Origin of the sequence: Streptomyces rectiverticillatus (assembly GCF_013394065.1) — a bacterium.
GTDB lineage: Bacteria > Actinomycetota > Actinomycetes > Streptomycetales > Streptomycetaceae > Streptomyces > Streptomyces rectiverticillatus.
On the sequence record NZ_CP040752.1, the window covers coordinates 5604028 to 5619485 of the forward strand.

At 75.8% G+C, this 15458-nt stretch carries 10 protein-coding genes and 1 pseudogene; 8 read left to right on the top strand and 3 right to left on the bottom strand.

The genetic code is table 11. The annotated features are described in order from the left end of the window. Positions 1 to 621: 621 nt before the first annotated feature. From FGW37_RS24560 to FGW37_RS24570, 3 genes are all read right to left on the bottom strand, one after another. On the bottom strand, positions 622 to 2067 hold the full coding sequence (locus FGW37_RS24560) for an MFS transporter (protein ID WP_179083025.1): 1446 nt from the start codon (positions 2065 to 2067) through the stop codon (positions 622 to 624). A 51-nt stretch (positions 2068 to 2118) separates the two neighbouring features. Next, the gene (locus FGW37_RS24565; RefSeq protein ID WP_179083026.1) at positions 2119 to 2760 is read right to left on the bottom strand and encodes an SRPBCC family protein; all 642 of its coding nucleotides are present in this window, start codon (positions 2758 to 2760) and stop codon (positions 2119 to 2121) included. A 100-nt stretch (positions 2761 to 2860) separates the two neighbouring features. Continuing rightward, complete coding sequence (locus FGW37_RS24570; RefSeq protein WP_179083027.1) at positions 2861 to 3841, bottom strand: NADPH:quinone reductase; 981 nt, start codon at positions 3839 to 3841, stop codon at positions 2861 to 2863. A 262-nt stretch (positions 3842 to 4103) separates the two neighbouring features. On the opposite strand from FGW37_RS24570, the gene FGW37_RS24575 reads away from it, so the two are divergent. The 8 genes and pseudogenes from FGW37_RS24575 (at position 4104) to FGW37_RS24610 (ending at position 15370) form a co-directional block, all read left to right on the top strand. Then, complete coding sequence (locus FGW37_RS24575; protein WP_179083028.1) at positions 4104 to 6218, top strand: FAD/NAD(P)-binding protein; 2115 nt, start codon at positions 4104 to 4106, stop codon at positions 6216 to 6218. A gap of 578 nt (positions 6219 to 6796) precedes the next feature. After that, entirely contained in the window at positions 6797 to 8197 is a 1401-nt protein-coding gene (locus tag FGW37_RS24580) for a nitrosuccinate lyase (protein WP_246430851.1), read from the top strand. Positions 8198 to 8428: 231 nt separating this feature from the next. Next, entirely contained in the window at positions 8429 to 10390 is a 1962-nt protein-coding gene (locus FGW37_RS34200) for an ATP-binding protein (protein WP_425506587.1), read from the top strand. Positions 10391 to 10419: 29 nt separating this feature from the next. Then, the gene (locus tag FGW37_RS24590; protein WP_425506662.1) at positions 10420 to 10821 is read left to right on the top strand and encodes a roadblock/LC7 domain-containing protein; all 402 of its coding nucleotides are present in this window, start codon (positions 10420 to 10422) and stop codon (positions 10819 to 10821) included. Then, positions 10818 to 11180 (top strand): DUF742 domain-containing protein, encoded by a 363-nt coding sequence (locus tag FGW37_RS24595; RefSeq protein WP_058042179.1) that lies wholly within the window; start codon positions 10818 to 10820, stop codon positions 11178 to 11180. Before FGW37_RS24590 ends, FGW37_RS24595 begins: the two co-directional genes overlap by 4 nt. After that, on the top strand, positions 11158 to 11775 hold the full coding sequence (locus FGW37_RS24600) for a GTP-binding protein (protein ID WP_179083031.1): 618 nt from the start codon (positions 11158 to 11160) through the stop codon (positions 11773 to 11775). The genes FGW37_RS24595 and FGW37_RS24600 overlap by 23 nt, the downstream gene beginning before the upstream one ends. Before the next feature lie 908 nt (positions 11776 to 12683). Continuing rightward, positions 12684 to 13976: pseudogene (locus FGW37_RS24605) on the top strand (cytochrome P450); the annotation flags it as partial. Positions 13977 to 14113: 137 nt separating this feature from the next. After that, positions 14114 to 15370: a cytochrome P450 family protein gene (locus tag FGW37_RS24610; RefSeq protein ID WP_179083032.1), complete on the top strand. Its 1257-nt coding sequence runs from the start codon at positions 14114 to 14116 to the stop codon at positions 15368 to 15370. The last annotated feature ends 88 nt before the right edge of the window (positions 15371 to 15458 follow it).

Here is a 15458-nt window from a genome sequence, read left to right on the forward strand (position 1 = left end):
CGGCCACGGCGTTGGCGTTCTACGGCGCTGCCGACCCCACCTGCACCTGCCCGCTCGGCACCGCCGACCTGCGCCGTGGCGGTCGACCGCTGCTCTTTACCGTCCGGCCGCGGCCGGTTGGGGGGCCTCGCCCTGGGGGAAGGGTGCGGTCCCACCTCGGCCGTTCAGCCGGCGGCCCGGGCGAAGGATGCTGCCCGAGCCCTTCTTTACGCCGCGATGCCACGACGGTGGTGCTCGGCGGTACCGAGCCCACCTGTGCCTGCCGGTTTGGCACCGCCGGTGGCGGCGGTTTCAGGGGGCGGGCGCCCCTGGGCGGTCCGCCTGCGGACGGGCGAAGGGGGCTGCCCGCGCCCTTCTCTCCGCCGCGACGGTGATCGGCCACCGCGGCGGTGCCGAGCGCACTTGTGCCCGTTTAGCACCCGCCAGCCTGCGCCGTGGTGGTTGATTGCCGTGGCGGCGGTTTTCAGGGGTGCGGCGCCCCTGGGCCGTTCGTCTGCGGACGGGTGAAGGGTGCTGCCCGCGCCCTTCTTTCCGCCGCAGCGGCGATCGGCCACGATGGTGGTGTGCGGCGGTGCCGAGCGCACCTGTGCCTGCCCGGTCGGCATCGCCGCCGCGGCGGTTTCAAGGGTGTACGGGCTCACCCGAGCCCGTCCGGTACCGCCGGGCCGTCGGCACCGTCTCGCGGCAGGCGTACATCGTCCACGTGACCGCCGCGCACAGTGCGTAGAGGCCGAGGAGGCCCCAGAGGGCGGGGGCCGGCGAGCCGGCGTCGTAAGCGGCACCCAGGGACAGGCCGATCGCGGCGGCACCGAGCGCTCCGGCCGGGCCGGTGAGGGCGGCGGCGCCGGCGGTGCGCCGGCGGGCGGCCGCGAAGGCGGTCCTCGCGTCCTGGCCGGAGAGGATGGCCTCTCCGGCCCGCGCGGCGAACACCGCGGGGGCGACCGTCGCGACGGCACCGGCACCCACGCCCCCGAGAACGATGAGCACAGTGAACCCAGCGGCGAACACGCCCGCGGACCCCCGCGACGACGCCGCGGCGAGCACGGCCGTACCCACTGCCATCCCCGACAGGCTGCCCAGCGTGACCCGTGCCCCGCCCCACCGTCCGGCCAGCCACCCGCCGCAGGGCCGGGCGGCCGCTCCGAGCAGCGTGGCCGGCAGCGCGCAGGCGAGGGCCACGAGCGCGGAGGTACCGAACTGGTGCTGCAGCACCAGCCCGAAGACGAGCCCGTAGCCGGTGAACGAGCCGGCGGTGGCAAGGGACAGCAGCGGCAGCCACACCAGGTGCGGATCCGCACCCGCCCCCCGCCGCACACCCGCCCCGCGCCGCACACCCGCCCCGGCGTCCGCGTCCGAGTCGGCGCCGGCGCCGGCGCCGACGGCCGGCCCCGGCAGGTTGTCCATCCGCAGCGCGGCCACCAGCGCCGCCAGCACGGTCAGCGGGATGTGGACGGCGGCGATCCGCGCGGGGGAGGAGCCGCCCGCGGTCACGGCGGCGAGCACCCCGGCGAGTTGGGCGGAGGCGAGTCCGAGGTCGCCCCCGGCGGTCGCGAGGGCGAGGGCCCGCGCCCGGGCGTGCCGCGGGTAGGAGGCGGCGGGGCCGACCGGGCACGCCGCGGCGGCGTCACCGGCGCCGGCGGTCGCGGCGGCGGCCAGGAGGAGCCACAGCGGTGCGCCGGGCCGCTGCAGGACGTACAGGGCGGCGAGCCCGGGCAGGGCCAGGGCGGCCGTGGTGACGGCGGTGCGCTCCCGGCCGCCCAGCCGGGCGAGGGCGCGCCCGGCGGCCGGGCGCAGCGCCGCCCCGGCGACCACGGGCGTGACGAGCAGCAGGAACTTCTCACCGGGCCCGAGCCCGAGCCCGGGTCCGGTCGCCGCCCCGCCGCCCGCCGGCAGGAACAGTACGATCACCGGCCACATGCCGCGGACGGACAGCCCCAGGTGCCCGCAGACCGCCGCCAGCAGCAGGTTGCGCCGGGCCACGTGCCGCCCGCCCCGGACCCAGAAGCCCGGGTCGTCTGCGTCCCACTGCTCGGCCCAAGGACGTGACGAGGCCGCTCGGTTCGACATCTCTCCTCATCCCTCATCCCTCGGCCCTCGCGGGACGGGCCTGTCGACCTGTCAGACGTCCCGCTCGACCACGGTCCGCTCGACCACGGTCCGCTCGACCACCACGACCTGCTCGGCAGCCGTCCCTTCGACAGCGGCCCGTTCGACGATGTCCTTGATGCGGGACAGCGACGCGGCCACGTCGCCGGCGAGTTTGCGGTTCCACTCGGCCGTGAACCGCCGCTGCCCGTCCGGGCCCAGCTGCCGGAAGATCTTCGCGAGCCCCTCGGTGGGCCGGCCGAGCCGGTAGTGGTGGAAGAGCAGGCAGCCGTCCCCGGCGGCCTCGAACTCGTACGTCCAGGTGCTGTCCTGGAGGCGGCCGGCGCTGTCGCGGACTGCCCACTGGAACAGGCGCCCGGGCTCGGCGGCCACGACCTCGGATTCGGTGGTCCAGGGGCCGCGGACGACCGGCGCCCAGGGCACGACGTCCGCTCCGCGGTGGTTCTCGCCGCGGAAGACGGCGCCGACCGTGCGCGGCGTTCCGGACACCCAGCGGCCGCCGGTGCACTCACGGCTCCACTCGCCGCTGCGGGCCAGCTCGCTGACCGTGTCGTAGACGGTGTCCGGTGCGGCCGCGACGAGGACGCGGGCCTGCACCCGGAAGATCGAGGTGGCGTCGGCGGTCTCAGCAGCGTCGGTGGCTGGGGGAGTCATAGGCTCCAGGGTGCGCGGGCCTGCGGGCCCCGGGCAATGGCGGCCCGGCGGATGAGTCAGGTCCCGGGGCACCCCCGTACGGTCCGTCGTGGGGCGGGCCTCAGATCGCCAAAACCACCCGCCGCCCCCGGAGTTCGCCGTCCTCCATGCGGCGGTGCGCTTCGGCGGCGGCCGCGAGCGGCAGCCGCTCGACGGCCCGCGCCCGGAGCCGTCCCGTGGCGGCCAGCCGCCCCACGACCCCCGCCGCCTCGGCGAGTTCGGCGGTGGACGCATGGGAGATCGCGAACCCCACCACTGACCCGCCCTTCTGGTACAGCGGCCCCACGGGGAGTACGGGCCGGGCGGCGACGCCTGCCAGCAGCACGATCCGGCCGCGCGGGGCGAGCAGCGGTACGGCGGCGTCCAGGTCGTGCCCGCCGTGGGTGGTGACGTGCACGTCGACGCCGCGCGGCGCGGCCGCCGCGAGGCGCCCGGCGAGCCCGGGGGCGGCGTAGTCGAGGACTTCGTCGGCGCCGAGCGAGCGCACGTACTCCGCGTCGCGCGCCGCGGCCGTGGCCACGACCCGGGCGCCCGCCCACACGGCCAGGGCCACCAGCGCGCTGCCCACGTTCCCGGCGGCCCCGCCGACGAACACGGTCCCGCCGGCCCGCAGCCCGCCGTGGGTGAACAGCGCGAGGTAGGCCGTGGCGGCGGGGTGGGCGACCGCAACGACGTCCTCGGGCCGCGCCCCGGCCGGCAGCGGGTAGAGCCGGTCGGCGGGGACGACGGCCTGTTCGGCGGCGGCCCCCTGCCGGCCGCAGTGCCCCAGGCTGTTGCACCACACCGGGTCGCCGGGCGCGAACCCGGGCGCGCCCGGCCCGGCCTCGGCGACCGTCCCCACCAGATCCCGGCCGACCACGAAGGGGAAGGGCAGCGCCGTCCGGAAGCGCCCCGAGCGGACGAGCGTGTCGACGGGGTTGACGGTCGTGGCGGCGACGTCGACCAGGACGTCGGTGGGGCCCGGCCCGGGCCGCTGGGCGGGGAGCTCGCCGATCACGATCTCCTCCGGCGGGCCGAGCCGATCGATGTAGGCGGCGCGCATGCCGCTTACTGTCGCACGGGGCGGCGGGCGGGGGAGGGGGCCGGAGAAGGGTAGTTGACGCTGTGTCATCTCGGCGGCGGGGACCTGACGGACCCCGCGCCCGCACGTTGACCCCCGTCGCCCGCCGACGGCCAGATGAGACCAGAGGAAAGCCGTTCGCGCAGCGCCGCACAGCAACCGTTCCCGTAGGCCGTACCGCCGTACCGCCGCACCGCCGTGCATCCCCGCCCCGGGAGTCCCCTCAGAACGGAGGAGCATACGCATGAGCAGCAGCAGTCGTATCGAGGTCGGCATCGTCGGTGCCGGCCCACGGGGACTGTCCGTGCTGGAGCGGCTGTGCGCCAACGAGCGCGCCGCGCCCTCGCACTCCGCGGTGACCGTGCACGTCGTCGACCCGTCCGCGCCCGGCGCGGGCACCGTGTGGCGCACCGACCAGTCCCCCCACCTGCTGATGAACACCGTGGCGTCGCAGATCACCGTGTACACGGACGACAGCGCCCGGATAGAGGGCCCGGTCGAGCCGGGACCCAGCTTGTACGCGTGGGCGCGCGGCATCGCCGCCGACGGGGCCGACGGGGACGGCGGGGCCAAGGGGGACGGCGGGGCAGGCGAGGACGCCGACGACGCCGAGGACAGCGGAGTAGACGCCGCGGACAGCGGAGTCGACGCAGAGGACAGCGGAATCAGCGACAACAACGGGCAGTACGACGCCGCCACCCTCGCCGAGGCCCGCGCCCTGGGGCCGGACGCCTACCCCACCCGCGCCTTCTACGGCCGCTACCTCCACGACAGCTTCCGCCGGATCGCCGCCCGGGCCCCCGCACACGTGACCGTCGAGGTCCACCGCTCGCGCGCGGTCGCCATGGCCGACATCGAAGGCATCACCGGCGGCCCCCAGGGCATCCGCCTGGAGGACGGCACCCGCCTCAACCGGCTCGACGCGGTCGTCATGGCGCTCGGCCACGTGCCTGCCCAGCTGTCCGTCCGGGAGGCCCGTACGGCGTCGCTGGCCCGCATCCACCACCTCGACTACGTCACGCCCGTCAACCCCGCCGACCTCGACCTCGGGCACATCGCGCCCGGACAGCCCGTCCTGCTGCGCGGCCTCGGCCTGAACTTCTTCGACTACATGGCCCTGTTCACGGCCGGGCGCGGCGGCACGTTCGTCCGCGAGGGCGGCCGGGTCGTCTACCGCCCGTCCGGTGCGGAGCCGCGGCTGTACGCCTTCTCCCGGCGCGGTGTCCCGTACCACGCGCGCGGCGAGAACGAGAAGGGCGCCCACGGCCGCCACCGGCCCCGGCTGCTCACCGCCGGCTACATCGCCGGCCTGCGCGAGCGCGCCGGGCGCGGGGGCCCCGTGCGCTTCGGCACCGACCTGTGGCCGCTGATCGCCGGCGAGGTGGAGAGCGTCTACTACGGCACGCTGCTGGAGCGGCTCGGCCGGGCGGGCGAGCGGGAGGAGTTCACGGAGCGCTATCTGGCGCTGGAGAAGGACGACGAGCGCGCCGAGCTCCTCGACGCCTTCCGCATCGCCCCTGCCGGCCGCTGGGACTGGCAGCGCCTCGCCAGACCGTACGGCGACCGCGTGTTCACCGGCCGCGCCGACTTCCACGCCTGGCTCCTGGACTACCTGCGCGCGGACGTGCGGGCCGCCCGCGAGGGCAACGTCAGCGGGCCCCTGAAGGCCGCCCTGGACGTCCTGCGCGACCTGCGCAACGAGATCCGGCTCGCCGTCGACCACGGCGGCCTCGAAGGCGACTCCCACCGGGACGACCTCGAAGGCTGGTACACCCCCCTCAACGCCTTCCTCTCCATCGGGCCGCCCGCCTCCCGCATCGAGGAGATGGCCGCCCTCATCGAGGCCGGCGTCCTGGACGTCATGGGCCCCGGCACCGTCGTCCGCCTGGAGGTCGCCGGCCCCGCCGGCCCCTCCTTCGCCGCCGACTGCCCGGCTGTCCCCGGGCCGGCCGTCCGCTCCCGGGTGCTCATCGAGGCCCGGCTGCCCGAACCGGACCTGCGCCGCACCGCCGACCCCCTCCTGCGCCACCTCCTGAACACCGATCAGGTCACCACCTACCGCATCCCCACGGCCACCGGCGCGGGCTACGAGACCGGCGGACTGGCCGTCACCGAGCGCCCGTACCACGTCCTCGACGGCCGCGGCCTGCCCCACCCGCGCCGCTTCGCCTACGGGGTGCCCACGGAGTCCGTGCACTGGGTGACGGCGGCGGGCATCCGGCCGGGCGTCGACTCGGTGACACTGGGCGACGCGGACGCCATCGCCCGCGCGGTCCTGTCCCTCCCCCCGGTAGCCCACGTCCCACCGGCCCTCCGCCCCCCGGCCCCCGACGCGGCCCCGGAAGGAGTGATCGTATGACCACGAACCATCCACGCCGGCCCGCGGAGCCCGGCGCTGCGACACCTGCTCCGGCCGGCTCGGCGCCACCGAACGACGCCGTCGTGGCTGACCGCCGTGGCGGCGGTGGAGATACGACCCCAGGCGCGGCCGGTCCCCGCGGCGCCGGAGGAAATCCGGGCGCCCACGAGACGGCCCGCCCGGGCGGAGCGATGCCCGCCGCCACGAATCCGCCGCCGCGTCGCGCAACCCCTACGGCGGAGCCCGGCGGTGCCGCACCTGCCCAGGCCGGTTCGCCACCGCCGGACGGCGCGGTCGTGGTTGACCGCCGTGGCGGCGGTGGGAACGTGACGCCGGGTCAAGCGACGCCCGCCCCCGTGTATCCGCCGCCGCGCCGCGTAACCCCTACGGCGGAGTCCGGCGGTGCCGTACCCGCCCAGGCCGGTTCGCCAGCGTCGGCCCACGACGCCGTGGATGATCACCGCCGCGGTGGCGGAAACGCCACGCAGAACCCCAAGGCACCCGCCCAAGCCGACTCCGTACCGCCCGACTCCGTACCGCCCGACTCCGTACCGTCCGAGGCCGCCCCGTCCGAGGCCGTGGTCGTCGACGCCGTAGTCGTCGACGTCGGGCTCCTTTCGCCCGTCCGGGTCGGGACCCCTGCCGAGGAGGTCACCGCCGATACCGCCTGGCTGCAGGCCATGCTCGATGCCGAGGCCGCTCTCGCCCGGGCGCAGGCCCGTCTCGGGGCCGTGCCCGCGCGCGCCGCGGAGGCCGTCACCCGGTGTGCGCAGGCCGGGCGGCTCGACGTGCGGGCCCTGGCCCTGGCGGCCCGTGAGACGGCCAACCCCGTCGTCGGCCTCGTCCGGGCGCTCACCCGTCTCGTCGCCGAGGACACCCCCGAGGCCGCCGCCTACGTGCACCGCGGTTCGACCAGCCAGGACATCCTCGACACCGGCGCCATGCTGGTCGCGGACCGCACCCTGCGCACCGTCCGCGCCGACCTGACCCGTACGGCCGAGGCGCTGGCCGTCCTCGCGGCCCGGCACCGCGACACCGTCATGGCGGGCCGCACGCTCACCCTGCACGCCGTGCCCACCACCTTCGGGCTGAAGGCGGCCGGCTGGCGGCAGCTCGTCCTCGACGCGGAGGCGCGGCTCGGCCGGGTGCACGAGAGCCTGCCCGTCTCGCTGGGCGGCGCGGCGGGCACGCTCGCCGGCTATCTGGAGCACGCCCGGCTCGACGGAGCCGCGGGAACGGCCGACGGCAGTTACGCCGAGCGGCTCGTGGACGCGTTCGCCGCCGAGACGGGCCTGGCCCGCCCCGCCCTGCCGTGGCATGCGCTGCGCACCCCGGTCGCCGACCTGGCCGGGGCCCTCGCCTTCACCGCGGGCGCCCTCGGCAAGATCGCGGCCGATGTGCAGTCGCTGGCGCGCACGGAGGTCGGCGAGGTCGCCGAGCCGGGCGGCGGCCCGGCCGGGCGCGGCGGCTCCTCGGCCATGCCGCACAAGCGCAACCCCGTGCTCGCCACCCTGATCCGCAGCGCGGCGCTGCAGGTCCCCGCGCTGGCCGGCGCCCTGACGCAGTGCCTGGCGGCCGAGGACGAGCGTTCGGCCGGCGCCTGGCACGCGGAGTGGCAGCTGCTGCGCGAGTGCCTGCGCCTCACCGGCGGAGCCGCCCGTACCGCCGCCGAGCTGGCCGCCGGCCTGGACGTGCGGGCGGACCGCATGCGCGCCAACCTCGGTCTGACGGGTGCACAGATCGTCTCGGAGCGGCTCGCCGCGGTCCTCGCACCGCGCATCGGCAGGGCGGAGGCCGGGCGGCTGCTGACGGAGGCGTCGGCCGAAGCGGCGGCCGGTGGCCGGGAACTGCAGGCGGTTCTCGCCGAGAAACCGTTACTGGATGGTCACTTCACCGCGGCCGAACTGGCGGCCCTGTGCGACCCCGCCGACTACACCGGCGCCGCAGGCCCGCTGGTGGACCGGGCATTGTGGTCCTGACAACACCTCACGCGAATCTCCTGCGCTTTCCCTCCGCCTTCCGTACCCTCACCCGAGGCCCGCGGAAGGCGGATGCGTGTGCGGATGCGTGTTCGGTCGTTCACGGGCGAAGATCGGCCAAGCGGGCAACGTCGTGGTTAGGATGATCGGCGTATTCCGCTTCTGGACGGGACGTCAGGGACAACGGCCACGTCCAGCCGTCCGTATGCCCCCTGCGTCCACGAGGAATTGATGTCACATCACATACCGGACGTAGTGACCTGGTGCCTGGCCGCCGCACTGATCGCCGTCGCGGTCCTGCTGGTGCGCCAGCGGGGGATCGCCGCGGCCCTGCGGCTGCGCGCCGCCACGCTGGAGGAGGGGCAGCGGGCGCGCGACAGCGAACTCGGGCACCTGGTCACCGTCCGGCTCCCCGCCGTCACGGCCTCCATGCACCAGCCCGTGCCGCTGCCCGGCCTGCTCGACGAACAGCTCACGGGCACCGTCTTCGCGCACGGCCTGCAGTCCGTGATGGACACCTTCACCCAGGCCGTCGACAAGGCGCAGGCCCGCGCCGACCAGTCCGCGAAGGCCGCCCTCAAGGCATCCATGCGCGCGCTCCAGGGCCTCGCCCACGAGCAGCAGCTGGCCATCTCCGACATGCAGGACCGGCACGACAACCCCGACGTGCTGCGCGACCTGCTGCAGATCGACCACGCCAACTCCCAGTTCGGCCGCCGTGCCCAGGCCATCGCCGTCCTGTGCGGCTCCTGGCCGGGGCGGCAGCGCGCCGCCTCCCCGCTCACCGACGTCGTCCGCGGCGCCACGTCCCGCATCCGCGACTACCGGCGCGTCCAGGTCCACAGCCAGGCCGACCTCGCCGTCGTCAGCCGCGCCGTGGAGCCCGTCGTCCTCGCCGTCGCCGAGCTCCTCGACAACGCCGCCCGCCACTCCCAGCCCAACACCACCGTCGAGGTCGGCCTGCAGCCCGTGCACAACGGGGCCTGCGTCGTCATCGACGACGCCGGGGTCGGCATGGACGGCCAGGAGACCCAGCGGGCCGGAGCCCTGCTGTCCGGCCGCGCCGCCGTCGACGTCTCCCGTCTCGGCGACCCGCCGCAGTTCGGCTTCCCCGTCATCGGCGTGCTCGCCGCGCGCTACGGGTTCAGCGTCTCCGTCGACACCCGCTCGCCCTACGGCGGCGTCCGGGCCGTGCTGTTCCTGCCCAGCACCCTGCTCACCCAGCTCGACATCGACGGGCCCGGCACCACGCCGCTGCGGCCCCCGGGCGCGGGCGCGCACGCGGCGGACCGCACCGCCGCGACGCGGCCCCCGGGGCGTACGCCCGTGCCGGACTTCCCCGACTTCCCCGATTTCCCGGAGGCCTCGGCCGCAGCCTTCCCGGAGACCCCCGCCCGCGAGCCCGAGGCCCCCGGCGGCTTCCCGGAAGCGTCTGCTCGTAACCGCGAGGGGAGGGCTGGTTTTCCGGAGAGCTCCGCCGCCCGTAACCGCGAGGGGCGGGCTGGTTTCCCGGAGAGCTCCGCCGCCCGTAACCCCGAGGCGCAGGCCGGTTTCCCGGAGACCTCCACCCGCAGCCGCGGGGCGCAGGCCGGGCAGGCCGGCTTCCCCGGCGTGCCCGGCGGCAGCCGCGGCGGCTCCGAGGGCGCCCTCGGCGGCCCGGTCTCCGGCGGCGGTCCTGAGGCCGGTGGTGGCCGGGTCTCCGGTGGTGCCCCCGTGGCCGGCGGAGACCGGGGCGTCGGCGCCGGTACGGTCCCCGACGCCGGTACGGCCCCCGGTAGCGGCACGGCCCCCGGCGCCGCCTTCCTCCCCGGCGACGGCACCACCCCCGATGGTGGCTCCCACCCCGGAGGGGCCCCCGTCCCCGGCTCCGTCGGCTCCACCGCCGGTGGCCTGCCCAAGCGCCGCCGCCGGCAGCCGGCCGCCGACAGCCGCCGGGGCCGCCCCGTGCCCCCGCCCGCCGCGACGCCCGCGCCGGGCGCCCCGGGCAGCGGGCCCGCCGCCCCCGAGCGCAGCGCCGAGGAGACCGCCCGCCGCATGGGCGCCTTCGCGCGCGGCACCCGCGCGGGCCGCACCCCCGCCGCAGGCACCCCCGTCGGCCCGCTGCACGGGGCCCCGGAACCGGACGCCGCCCACCCCTTTGCCCAGGCCCCCGCCCCCGCCCCCGTAGACGACGAAGGGAACTCCCACGCGTGAACGACCACCACAACAACGAGCTCGGCTGGATGCTGGACGAGGTCGTCAAGATGCCCGAAGCCCGGCACGCGATCCTCCTGTCCTCGGACGGTATGCTGCGCGCCCGCTCCCAGGGCATCGAGCGCGACGAGGCCGAGCGCCAGGCCGCGGCCCTGTCGGGCCTGCAGTCCATCAGCCGCTCGACCTCCGAGTTCTGCACCCACCAGGGGCAGCAGGACAACCCGTGGCGGCAGACGCTCGTCGAGTTCGCCCACGGCTACGTCTTCCTCATCGCCGCGGGGCCCGGTGCCTACCTCGCCGTCTCCGCCACCGAGCACGTAGACATGGAAGCGGTCACGTACCGCATGCAGAAGCTCGTCGACCGTCTCGGCAAGGAGCTGACCAGCCCGCCCCGCGCGGGCAACTGGCAGGGCACGGGCGCCCCGGCATGACCCCGCCCACGCCGAGGCACGAGCGAGGGTTAGTGCGCCCGTACGTCGTCACCGACGGCCGCGCCCACCCGACCCGCAACACCTTCGACCTGGTCACCCTGGTCCTGGCCCAGTACGACCGGCCGCTCACCGGGCTCAGCCCCGAAAAGCGCCGGCTCATGGAACTCTGCCTCGGCGGCCCCCTGTCGGTCGCCGAGATCGCCGGGCACCTCATGCTGCCCGTCAGCGTCACCAAGGTGCTGCTCGGCGACCTCGTCGACAGCGGCCACCTCATCACCCGGGCCCCCATCCCCTCGGCACAACTCCCCGAGGCCCAGATCCTGCAGGAGGTGCTGGATGGACTCCGCGCTCGCCTCTGAGCCAGCTCCCGACGGAGACCTCTATCTGCGCCGCACCGTGCGCACCGCCGCGAAACTCCTCGTCGTCGGCCACTTCGCGGTCGGCAAGACCACTTTCGTCGGCTCGCTGTCGGAGATCCGGCCGCTGCGCACCGAAGAGACCATGACCCAGGCCGGTGCGAGCGTCGACGACCTCGCCGGCATCGAGGGCAAGACCACCACCACGGTCGCCATGGACTTCGGCCGCCTCACCCTCAGCGACAGCCTCGTGCTCTACCTCTTCGGCGCGCCCGGCCAGCAGCGCTTCACGCGCCTGTGGCAGGACATGACCCACGGCGCGCTCGGCGCGCTCGTCCTGGCCGACACCCGCCGCTTGGAGCAGTCCTTCGACGTCATGGGCCTCCTGGAGGAGCTCGGCCTGCCGTACGCGGTGGCCGTCAACCACTTCGACGGCGCGCCGGTGTACCCCGAGGAGGAGATCCGCGAGGCCCTCGACCTGCTGCCCGAGACACCGCTGGTCACGTGCGACGCCCGCGACCGGGTCTCCTCCACCCGCGCGCTCATCTCCCTCGTCGAGTACCTGCAGCGGCGCACCGTAGTACGGGAGCACGTGTGAACCACCGTCCCGACGCATGGGCAACCGGAGCGGAACCCACCCCCGCCCCCACACCCCCACCGGGCTGCCCCGCCCACGGGCTCCCGCCCCACCAGGGCCCCATGCCGCAGGGCAACGCGCTGCAGCAGGGCACCGCGCACCAGGGGCCCATGCAGCAGGGCCCTGGGCACGAGCGGCCCATGGAACAGGCCCCTGCACACCCGGGCCCCATGCCACGGGGCGCCGTGCACCAGGGCTTCATGCCGCAAGGCCCTGCGCACGAGGGCTTCATGCCGCAGGGCGCCGAGCACCAGGAGCCCATGCCGCAGGACCCCGCGTACCCGGGCACCGGCTACCAGGGCCCCGCACACCAAGCTCCTGCGCATCAGGGCCCCGGCCATCAGGACCACATCGCGCAGGACCCTGCGCGCCGAGGCCCCGCGCACCAGGGCCACCTGCAGCAGGATCCTCCGGCCTTGGCCCCGGCCCCCGAGCCGCAGGGCCCCGCGCACCAAGAAGCCATGCAGCAGGATCCTGCGCACTCGACCTCCGACCCGCAGGGCCCCGCGTACCAAGAGGCCATGCCGCAGGACCCCGCGTACCCGGGCTCCGCCCACCAGCTCCAGGTACCGCAGGACCCTGCGCACCATGCCTCCATGCAGCAGCCTCCCGCGCACCGCGGCCCCATTCGGCAGGACCCCGCCCACCCGGGCACCGCCCACCAGAGCCACCGGCCCGCGTCCTGGCCCCCCGAGGGGCCCGCAGGCCCGGCAGGCACCGCAAGCCAGGAAGGCACCGCAGGCCCTACCGGCCCCGTCGGCCCTACAGGCACCGCAGGCCCTACCGGCGCCGCCGGTGCCGTCGGCCCCGCACGCCCCACCCACCCCGCGCCCCCCACATGCCCCGTAGGCGCCCCCGCGCCCACCCCCATGTACGGCCCCGACTTCGCCGCCGACCCGCACGCCGTCTACGCGCGCCTGCGTGCCCAGGGCCCGGCCGCCCCCGTGGAGCTGGCGCCCGGGGCGCACGCGACGCTCGTCACCGACTACCGGGCCGCCCTCGAAGTGCTCCGCACCCCGGAGATCTTCGGCAAGGACGCCCGCCGCTGGCGCGCCCTCGCCGACGGCCGGGTCGCCCCGGACAACCCCGTCGTGCCGATGATGGCCTACCGGCCGAACTGCCTGTTCTCCGACGGCGAAGCCCACACGCGGCTGCGCCAGGCCGTCACCGACTCCCTGGCGCGCATCGACCCCAACGCCCTGCGCGGCTACGTCGAGCGCAGCGCCGACACGCTCATCGACCGCTTCGCCGGCCTGGGCGAGGCCGACCTCCTCGGCGCCTATGCCAAGGTGCTGCCGCTGCTGGTCTTCCAGCAGCTCTTCGGCTGCCCGCCCGAGCTGGGCGACCGGCTCGTCGAGGGCTTCTCGGGCATCTTCGACGGCGTCGACGCCGAGCGCGCCGACGCCCTCATCACCAGCAGCCTCGTCGAGCTCATCGCCCTCAAGCACGAGCAGCCCGGCGCGGACATGACGTCCTGGCTGATGGCGCACCACTCCCGCCTGAGCGACGAGGAGCTGATCCACCAGCACGTCGTCCTCATCGGCGCCGGCACCGAGCCCCAGCAGAACCTCATCGCCAACGCCCTGCGGCTGCTGCTCTCCGACGACCGCTTCGCCGGCGACCTCGCCGGCGGCAGCATGCCCGTCGAGGACGCCCTGGACGAGGTGCTGTGGCTCGACCCGCCCATGGCCAACTACGGAGTCCACTACCCCGTCCAGGACGTCGACTTCGGCGGCGTGCCGCTGGCCGCCGGCGAGCCCGTGGTCGTCAGCTTCGCCGCGGCCAACACCGACCCGGCGCTGCTCTCCGGCCGGCGCACCGGCAACCGCGCCCACCTCGCCTGGAGCGCGGGCCCCCACCACTGCCCGGCCAAGGACGCGGCCCGCCTGATCGCCGCCGTCGCCGTCGAGAAGCTCCTCGACCGCCTGCCCGACCTGGAGCTCGCGATCCCCGCCGACCGCCTTGTCTGGCGCCCGGGCCCCTTCCACCGCGCGCTGACGGCCCTGCCCGTGCGCTTCCCCCCGGCGCCGCCGTCCGGCACCCGGCCGGCGCCCGTCCACGACCTCTCGGCATCCGCCGTACGCGGCCCCGGCCTCGCCCCCGGCCCCGGCCCCGGCTCCGGCTCCGGCCCAGTGCGCGCCCCCGGCCCCGGCCCCGTACGCGGCCCCGCCCCGCGCCCCGTGCCCGGGACCGGCCTCGGCTCCGGTCCCGGCCCCGGCCCCGTGCCGCCGTACGAGCACCCCCGCTCCGATCAGTCCGCTCATTCCCCGCAGCAGGCCGACCTCCCTGGAGACAGCCGATGGAACGCAAGCCCAGTACCGTCCCGGTTCAGTCCGCCGTCCCCTTCCGGATCGACGCCACCGGCAGCGACATCCACGGCGAGGCCGCCCGCATCCGGGCCCGGGGCGCCGCGACGCCCGTGGAGCTTCCTGGGGGAGTGGTGGCGTGGGCAGTGACCACCCAGCCGCTGCTGAAGGAGCTCCTGACGGACCCGCGCGTCTCGAAGGACCCGCATCAGCACTGGCCGGCCTGGATCAACGGTGAGATCTCCCCCGAGTGGCCCCTGTTCACGTGGGTCGCCGTGCGGAACATGTTCACCGCGTACGGCACGGACCACAGGCGGCTGCGCGCCCTCGTCGCCAAGGCCTTCACCGCCCGCCGCACCGCCGCCCTGCGCCCCCGCATCGAGGCCATGGCGGCGGACCTCCTCGACGGCCTGGCCGCCACGGCCCCGGGCGAGCCGGTCGACCTGCGCGAGGCGTACGCCTACCCGATCCCCATCCAGGTCATCTGCGAGCTCTTCGGCGTCACCGACCCGGACCTGCGCGACGGCCTGCGCGACTGCGTCGACAGCATCTTCCACACCTCCGCCGACCCGGCCGAGGTCACGGCCACGTACGCGCGGATCTACGAACTCCTCGGCGCCCTCGTCGCCGCCAAACGTGCCGCCCCCGCCGACGACATGACGAGCGTGCTGATCTCCGCCCGCGAGGAGGACGGCTCGCGCCTCAGCGAACAGGAGCTCCTCGACACCCTGCTGCTGGTGATCAGCGCCGGGCACGAGACGACCGTCAACCTCCTCGACAACGCCATCCACGCACTGCTCACCCACCCCGACCAGCTGGCCCTCGTCCGCGCGGGCACGGCCGGCTGGGACGACGTGATCGAGGAGACCCTGCGCAACCGGGCCCCCGTAGCGAGCCTCCCCCTGCGCTACGCCACCGAGGACATCGCGCTGCCCGACGGCACCGTGCTGCACCGGGGCGACGCGATCCTCGCCGCCTACGCCGCGGCCGGCCGCGACCCCGGGCTGCACGGCGCGGAACCGGACCGCTTCGACGTCACCCGCACCGTCAAGGACCACCTCGCCTTCGGCCACGGCGTGCACTTCTGCCTCGGCGCTCCCCTCGCGCGCCTGGAGGCCGCGATCGCCCTGCCCGCGCTCTTCGATCGCTTCCCGCGGATGCGGCTCGCCGTGGAGCCGGGCGACCTGCGGCCCGTGGAGTCCTTCATCTCCAACGGCCACCGGGCGCTGCCGGCCCTGCTGCACGGCTGATCAGCCGTGCAGCCACGGCTGCCCCACTCCACCGCACGGCCGCCCCGCCGCGCAGCACGACGACGACGCAGCGTCCCGTACGGCAACT

Excerpts from the sequence above, each read along its gene's own strand:
- FGW37_RS24570 (WP_179083027.1), bottom strand. The coding sequence starts at position 3,841 with ATGCGCGCCGCCTACATCGATCGGCTCGGCCCGCCGGAGGAGATCGTG.
- FGW37_RS34200 (WP_425506587.1), top strand. The coding sequence starts at position 8,429 with ATGTCACATCACATACCGGACGTAGTGACCTGGTGCCTGGCCGCCGCA.
- FGW37_RS24560 (WP_179083025.1), bottom strand. The coding sequence starts at position 2,067 with ATGTCGAACCGAGCGGCCTCGTCACGTCCTTGGGCCGAGCAGTGGGAC.
- FGW37_RS24575 (WP_179083028.1), top strand. The coding sequence starts at position 4,104 with ATGAGCAGCAGCAGTCGTATCGAGGTCGGCATCGTCGGTGCCGGCCCA.
- FGW37_RS24595 (WP_058042179.1), top strand. The coding sequence starts at position 10,818 with ATGACCCCGCCCACGCCGAGGCACGAGCGAGGGTTAGTGCGCCCGTAC.
- FGW37_RS24600 (WP_179083031.1), top strand. The coding sequence starts at position 11,158 with ATGGACTCCGCGCTCGCCTCTGAGCCAGCTCCCGACGGAGACCTCTAT.
- FGW37_RS24610 (WP_179083032.1), top strand. The coding sequence starts at position 14,114 with ATGGAACGCAAGCCCAGTACCGTCCCGGTTCAGTCCGCCGTCCCCTTC.
- FGW37_RS24565 (WP_179083026.1), bottom strand. The coding sequence starts at position 2,760 with ATGACTCCCCCAGCCACCGACGCTGCTGAGACCGCCGACGCCACCTCG.
- FGW37_RS24590 (WP_425506662.1), top strand. The coding sequence starts at position 10,420 with ATGCTGGACGAGGTCGTCAAGATGCCCGAAGCCCGGCACGCGATCCTC.